1 protein-coding gene is annotated in these 8211 nt (G+C 64.0%); it reads right to left on the bottom strand.

What is annotated here, in order from left to right; translation table 11 throughout:
• Window positions 1-30: 30 nt before the first annotated feature.
• Window positions 31-8154: a non-ribosomal peptide synthetase gene (locus tag HAP41_RS49045; RefSeq protein ID WP_248577266.1), complete on the bottom strand. Its 8124-nt coding sequence runs from the start codon at window positions 8152-8154 to the stop codon at window positions 31-33.
• Between the last annotated feature and the right edge of the window lie 57 nt (window positions 8155-8211).

Here is an 8211-nt window from a genome sequence, read left to right on the forward strand (position 1 = left end):
CTCAGACATAGGCGTATGCCTAGGCCAGACCTAGCTCCTCCGGCTAACGCGGGTGTCCGGTAAAAACGAGGTGCAGTTCGGCGTGTTTGCTGGCGAATCATTCAAGGCTGTTGATAACATGTGTGCCAGAACATCGCGGTTTTCTGGGCTGCTCATCATCGTTACGTGATTGCCTGGAATTGAAACTGCATGAATGGCCGCCCCACTCAAAACGCGGTCCCAGCCGCGCATGATCGAGCTTGCCTCTGGATCGATTGAGTTCTTGCCCCGCACACGACGATTTGGGAAAGCATCAGCTGCATAAAACTGATGGATCTCAATTGGCAGGGTCGGGGCTCGATAGCATCGTAGTGCCCTGTGAAAATAGACATACCTCAAGGCTTTGTCATAGAGATCGCGATCTGAAGCTATGGCCCCAATTTGCTGCGCCTTTTCAAACAACTCAGCAACCGAACTGTTTTCAGAAGTTTTCTCCAGCAATTTGAACCGCTCATCATCTAAAGACTCGAGGGGCTCGAATATCATATCCAATGCTACTTGGGCATCGGACCTACTCGATGCATTTGCAGGTAGCGTGACATCGATGAACGCCATAAACGAGACAGCTTCCCCGCGACTTAGCAGGTGTTTGGCAATCGCATAAGCCAAGATTGCCCCTGAGGAGTAACCAGCGAAGCGATACGGACCTTGCGGCTGGATCTTTCTAATCGCGACGATTACCTCCGCGGCGATCGCATCGAGAGTTGGTTGACGAAGTTCAATGAAAGATGGCCATGGCAAAGCATAGATCGGGCAGTTCACATCCATTTCTTTTGCCAAAGTGAGGACATACGAATAATCTCCGTAACCTGTCGGAACAAAGAAGAGTGGCGGTTGCGTTCCCGTCGGCCGAACGGGTAGTACTCCAGCTGTATGACCTTGCGGGTCCAACTCAATCCTCGATGCAAGGTGCTTCAGGGCAGGAGCCTGGAAGAGATCGGCGGCATTAAACTTCATTCCAAGATTAAGCGCTCGACTGAGCAGCTGCACTGCCAGGAGCGAGTGGCCGCCGAGCTCGAAGAAGTTGTCGTGGCGTCCGACCCGCTCGACCCCGAGAAGCTCCGCCCAGATCTCTGCCAGCGCCGTCTCGGTCGCGCCGCGCGGCGCCTCATAGGCGGCCCGCGCATAGGCATCGTCAGCGGGCGCCGGCAGCGCCTGGCGATCGAGCTTGCCGTTCACCGTCAGCGGCAGTGCCGATAGCCGCACGAACGCCGACGGCACCATGTAGTCCGGCAGCTGCGCACTCACATGCGCGCGCAAGGTGCCGGCCAGTGCGTCGCCATCTGCCTTGTCCGATCCAGGCTCGGACGCAGTCACCACATAGGCCACAAGCTGCTTCTCGCCAGTGTGATCCTCGCGCGCCACCACCACCGCATCGCCCACCCAGGCGTGCTCGACCAGCCGTGCCGCGATCTCGCCCGGCTCGATGCGGAAGCCGCGGATCTTCACCTGGTCGTCATTGCGGCCCAGGAACTCCAGATTGCCGTCCGGCAAATAGCGCGCCAGGTCGCCGGTCCTGTACAGCCGATCGCCGTCCACAAAGGGACTGGTGATGAACCGCTCTGCCGTTAGCTCCGGCCGGTTCAGATAGCCACGCGCAACCCCCGCTCCGCCGATGTAAAGCTCACCCACCGCACCAAACGGCACAGGCGCGCCATGGCCGTCCAGCAGATACACACGCGTGTTGGCAATCGGACGGCCAATCGGGATGTTGTGATGAGAAACACCGAGCCTCGCGTCAATAACAAAACTGGACGACCAGATCGTTGTTTCGGTCGGACCGTAGAGATTTCTTAGAGACGCCACCCCTCTCCTAAGCCGCGACGACTGACTCGCAGGTAGCGCTTCACCTCCGCACAATACATTTAAGCCCGGTTTTCCTTGCCAACCGGCATCCAACAGCAAACCCCACGTTGCTGGCGTGGCCTGCATCATAGAAATTTTGCGCTGATTCAGAAGGTGATGCAACGCCGTAGCATCCGTAACAGCTTTACGGCTGGCTAGGACGATTGTGGCTCCCGTGCACGATGGAAGAAATAGCTCCAGTCCTGCGATATCAAATGAGATGGACGTAGTGGCTAGGAATACATCCTGCTCCGTGATCCTTAATATGTCCGAAAGAGCATATAGGAAATTCAATACGTTTGCATGCTCGACCATGACGCCCTTGGGGGTACCGGTTGAGCCAGAGGTGTAGATGATGTAGGCGAGATGGCGCGATGTGAGGCCGAGGGCGCGCGGCTCGGGATCAGAGACAGCCAGCGCGGCCCAGGGCGGGGTGGCCGCATCCAGATCGAGCGCCGTCACATCGGCCAGCGCCTCGGTCCCGAGCGCGGCGCGGCCGGCCGCATCACAAAGCAGCAGCTGCGGCGCGGCATCGCCCAGCACCTGACGCAGCCGCTGAGACGGATAGGCCGGATCCAGCGGCAGATAGGCGCCGCCCGCCTTCAGGATCGCCAAGAGCCCCACCACCATCGCCGGGCTGCGCGCAAGGCAGATCGCCACCGGCTGATCCGGCCTGACCCCGAGCGCGATCAGATGATGCGCCAGCCGGTTGGCCTGCGCATTGAGCTCGCCATAGCTCAGGCGCTCGTCCTCATGGACGAGCGCGACCGCTTCGGGTGCGCGCCGGACCTGTTGCTCGAACAGCTCGTGGATGCACTTGTCTGACGGATACGGCGCCGCCGTCCGGTTCAACTCCTCCAGCAAATAGCTGCGTTCGTCGGCCGGCAGGATGTCGAGTTCGCGCACCGGCGTGTTGGGGGCATGCTCCAGCGCCTCCGCCAATTGCTCGAGCGCCCGCTGCATATAGCCGCAGACCCGATCCGCAGAGACAGGCTCCGCCACCTGCGCCGTCAGGCCGAGCGCCTCGCCATAATCCTCGATCGACAGGGTCATGGGATAGTTGGTGCGCTCCTCGCCGCCGAGCCATTCCACGCCCGACAGGACATCATCCGTTCCGGAGCTGGACGTGGCCGCCGGCTTGTTATGGCGATAGTTCAACAGCGCGCTGAACAACGGCGCCGGCGCCGCAACGCCGCTGCAGCGTTGCGCCAGCGCCAGCGAGGCATGCTCGTGCGCCAGCAGTTCGGAAAGCTGCGCGTGGGTGCTGCGCACGCTCGCCGCAACCCCGGTCTCGTCCAGGGCAAGCCGCACAGGCAAGGTGTTGATGAACAGGCCCATTGTGCGGTCGGCACCCGCACCCGCATGCATCCGGCCGAACAGCACCGTGCCGAACACCACCTGCTCTCGCCCGCTGCTGCGCGCCACTACCTGCCCCCAGGCGAGATGGCACAGGCTGGCCAGGCTCACCCCGAGCCGCCGCGCCTGTTCGCGCAGCCGCGCGTTGAGCGCCTGCGGCAACATCCGATGCGCCTCGCTGACGCCGCTGCCGTCGCCGTAGACCTCGCTTAGCCCGAACGGCATGGTCGGCTCGTCGATGTCGGCCAGCAGCCCTCGGAAGAACTCTTCATGCGCCTTGGCATCAACGGCAAGACGCGCCTGCGCCACCAGATTACGGAACGGCAGCGGCGCGGCCAGTTCATAGGCCCGCCCTGCCAGTATGGCCCGCACCTCGGCATGCATCACTGCCAGCGTCGTGTGATCCCCGATCAAATGATGCTGCAGCTCCAGCAGCAGCCAGCGCCCGCTGCCGGGATCGCGCGCGGTCACAAACCGCAACAAGGGGGCCCGGCCAAGATCGATGCGCTGCCGGCGCGGATCAAACCGCCGCCGGAGCTCATCGGCACCGGAGCCATCACAGCCATCCAGCTCGACCTCGCTCACCTCCAGCGACGCACGACGCCACACCACCTGGGCCGGGCTCGACAGTCCTTCCCAGACAAAGGCCGTGCGCAGGATGTCGTGCCGGTCCACCACTTGCTGAACCGCACCAAGATAGCGCTCCAACAGGCTCCGGTCGGCAAACGCCATCTGCGACACCAGCAGATAGGGATCGCCCCGGCTGGCCAGCAGATGATGGAACAGGATGCCCTCCTGCAGCGGCGACAGCGCATAAATGTCCTGGATGTTGCGGACGCCACCCGGCACCGTGGCGACGATCCGGTCGATCTCGCCCTGCGTAACCTCGATCAGCGGCAGCATCTCTGGCGTGATCGCCGTACTCTGCTCGCTGATCAGGTTGGCAGGCACCGCCACCTCATGAGGACGGCCAAGGCTTGCGGCAAGATCGGCCAGCACCGGCGTGGCGAACAGGGTGCGCACCTCCACCCCGAGCGACAGCCGCCGCAGCCGGCTCAAGAGCTGCACTGCCAGGAGCGAGTGGCCGCCGAGCTCGAAGAAGTTGTCGTGGCGTCCGACCCGCTCGACCCCGAGAAGCTCCGCCCAGATCTCTGCCAGCGCCGTCTCGGTCGCGCCGCGCGGCGCCTCATAGGCGGCCCGCGCATAGGCATCGTCAGCGGGCGCCGGCAGCGCCTGGCGATCGAGCTTGCCGTTCACCGTCAGCGGCAGTGCCGATAGCCGCACGAACGCCGACGGCACCATGTAGTCCGGCAGCTGCGCACTCACATGCGCGCGCAAGGTGCCGGCCAGTGCGTCGCCATCTGCCTTGTCCGATCCAGGCTCGGACGCAGTCACCACATAGGCCACAAGCTGCTTCTCGCCAGTGTGATCCTCGCGCGCCACCACCACCGCATCGCCCACCCAGGCGTGCTCGACCAGCCGTGCCGCGATCTCGCCCGGCTCGATGCGGAAGCCGCGGATCTTCACCTGGTCGTCATTGCGGCCCAGGAACTCCAGATTGCCGTCCGGCAAATAGCGCGCCAGGTCGCCGGTCCTGTACAGCCGATCGCCGTCCACAAAGGGACTGGTGATGAACCGCTCTGCCGTTAGCTCCGGCCGGTTCAGATAGCCACGCGCAACCCCCGCTCCGCCGATGTAAAGCTCACCCACCGCACCAAACGGCACAGGCTGGCCGAACTGATCCAACAAGTACAACCGAAGATCGGGGATGGGCTCTCCGATCGGACTGGCCGACTTGGAGGTGTCAGATTGATTAAGAGGTCGATAGGTTACATGCACGGTAGCTTCCGTGATGCCGTACATGTTGATCAATTGCGGAACGCTGTCTGAATGCCTTGCGTACCACGGCTTTAGAATGGATGGCTCGAGAGCCTCCCCACCAAAAATCACATAGCGAAGGCGATTTTCAGCTCCATTCTTACCTTCTACTTCGATGAAAGCTTTGAAAGCCGACGGGGTCTGGTTGAGAACCGTGACGCCAGACTTGCAGATTAGTTCATGAAACTCGGGAGCAGAACGGGCGGCATGACTTGGCACGAGAATCAAACGTCCGCCATAGCGCAGTGCACCCCATAATTCCCACACCGAGAAGTCGAACGAGATGGAATGGAATAGGCACCATACGTCGTGTTCGGTGAAGCGATACCGGTCCTGGGTCGCCTCGAACAGACGAGCAATTTGAGCATGCTCGACCATGACGCCCTTGGGGGTACCGGTTGAGCCAGAGGTGTAGATGATGTAGGCGAGATGGCGCGATGTGAGGCCGAGGGCGCGCGGCTCGGGATCAGAGACAGCCAGCGCGGCCCAGGGCGGGGTGGCCGCATCCAGATCGAGCGCCGTCACATCGGCCAGCGCCTCGGTCCCGAGCGCGGCGCGGCCGGCCGCATCACAAAGCAGCAGCTGCGGCGCGGCATCGCCCAGCACCTGACGCAGCCGCTGAGACGGATAGGCCGGATCCAGCGGCAGATAGGCGCCGCCCGCCTTCAGGATCGCCAAGAGCCCCACCACCATCGCCGGGCTGCGCGCAAGGCAGATCGCCACCGGCTGATCCGGCCTGACCCCGAGCGCGATCAGATGATGCGCCAGCCGGTTGGCCTGCGCATTGAGCTCGCCATAGCTCAGGCGCTCGTCCTCATGGACGAGCGCGACCGCTTCGGGTGCGCGCCGGACCTGTTGCTCGAACAGCTCGTGGATGCACTTGTCTGACGGATACGGCGCCGCCGTCCGGTTCAACTCCTCCAGCAAATAGCTGCGTTCGTCGGCCGGCAGGATGTCGAGTTCGCGCACCGGCGTGTTGGGGGCATGCTCCAGCGCCTCCGCCAATTGCTCGAGCGCCCGCTGCATATAGCCGCAGACCCGATCCGCAGAGACAGGCTCCGCCACCTGCGCCGTCAGGCCGAGCGCCTCGCCATAATCCTCGATCGACAGGGTCATGGGATAGTTGGTGCGCTCCTCGCCGCCGAGCCATTCCACGCCCGACAGGACATCATCCGTTCCGGAGCTGGACGTGGCCGCCGGCTTGTTATGGCGATAGTTCAACAGCGCGCTGAACAACGGCGCCGGCGCCGCAACGCCGCTGCAGCGTTGCGCCAGCGCCAGCGAGGCATGCTCGTGCGCCAGCAGTTCGGAAAGCTGCGCGTGGGTGCTGCGCACGCTCGCCGCAACCCCGGTCTCGTCCAGGGCAAGCCGCACAGGCAAGGTGTTGATGAACAGGCCCATTGTGCGGTCGGCACCCGCACCCGCATGCATCCGGCCGAACAGCACCGTGCCGAACACCACCTGCTCTCGCCCGCTGCTGCGCGCCACTACCTGCCCCCAGGCGAGATGGCACAGGCTGGCCAGGCTCACCCCGAGCCGCCGCGCCTGTTCGCGCAGCCGCGCGTTGAGCGCCTGCGGCAACATCCGATGCGCCTCGCTGACGCCGCTGCCGTCGCCGTAGACCTCGCTTAGCCCGAACGGCATGGTCGGCTCGTCGATGTCGGCCAGCAGCCCTCGGAAGAACTCTTCATGCGCCTTGGCATCAACGGCAAGACGCGCCTGCGCCACCAGATTACGGAACGGCAGCGGCGCGGCCAGTTCATAGGCCCGCCCTGCCAGTATGGCCCGCACCTCGGCATGCATCACTGCCAGCGTCGTGTGATCCCCGATCAAATGATGCTGCAGCTCCAGCAGCAGCCAGCGCCCGCTGCCGGGATCGCGCGCGGTCACAAACCGCAACAAGGGGGCCCGGCCAAGATCGATGCGCTGCCGGCGCGGATCAAACCGCCGCCGGAGCTCATCGGCACCGGAGCCATCACAGCCATCCAGCTCGACCTCGCTCACCTCCAGCGACGCACGACGCCACACCACCTGGGCCGGGCTCGACAGTCCTTCCCAGACAAAGGCCGTGCGCAGGATGTCGTGCCGGTCCACCACTTGCTGAACCGCACCAAGATAGCGCTCCAACAGGCTCCGGTCGGCAAACGCCATCTGCGACACCAGCAGATAGGGATCGCCCCGGCTGGCCAGCAGATGATGGAACAGGATGCCCTCCTGCAGCGGCGACAGCGCATAAATGTCCTGGATGTTGCGGACGCCACCCGGCACCGTGGCGACGATCCGGTCGATCTCGCCCTGCGTAACCTCGATCAGCGGCAGCATCTCTGGCGTGATCGCCGTACTCTGCTCGCTGATCAGGTTGGCAGGCACCGCCACCTCATGAGGACGGCCAAGGCTTGCGGCAAGATCGGCCAGCACCGGCGTGGCGAACAGGGTGCGCACCTCCACCCCGAGCGACAGCCGCCGCAGCCGGCTCAAGAGCTGCACTGCCAGGAGCGAGTGGCCGCCGAGCTCGAAGAAGTTGTCGTGGCGTCCGACCCGCTCGACCCCGAGAAGCTCCGCCCAGATCTCTGCCAGCGCCGTCTCGGTCGCGCCGCGCGGCGCCTCATAGGCGGCCCGCGCATAGGCATCGTCAGCGGGCGCCGGCAGCGCCTGGCGATCGAGCTTGCCGTTCACCGTCAGCGGCAGTGCCGATAGCCGCACGAACGCCGACGGCACCATGTAGTCCGGCAGCTGCGCACTCACATGCGCGCGCAAGGTGCCGGCCAGTGCGTCGCCATCTGCCTTGTCCGATCCAGGCTCGGACGCAGTCACCACATAGGCCACAAGCTGCTTCTCGCCAGTGTGATCCTCGCGCGCCACCACCACCGCATCGCCCACCCAGGCGTGCTCGACCAGCCGTGCCGCGATCTCGCCCGGCTCGATGCGGAAGCCGCGGATCTTCACCTGGTCGTCATTGCGGCCCAGGAACTCCAGATTGCCGTCCGGCAAATAGCGCGCCAGGTCGCCGGTCCTGTACAGCCGATCGCCGTCCACAAAGGGACTGGTGATGAACCGCTCTGCCGTTAGCTCCGGCCGGTTCAGATAGCCACG

The sequence above is a fragment of the Bradyrhizobium barranii subsp. apii genome (assembly GCF_011516635.5).
GTDB lineage: Bacteria > Pseudomonadota > Alphaproteobacteria > Rhizobiales > Xanthobacteraceae > Bradyrhizobium > Bradyrhizobium barranii.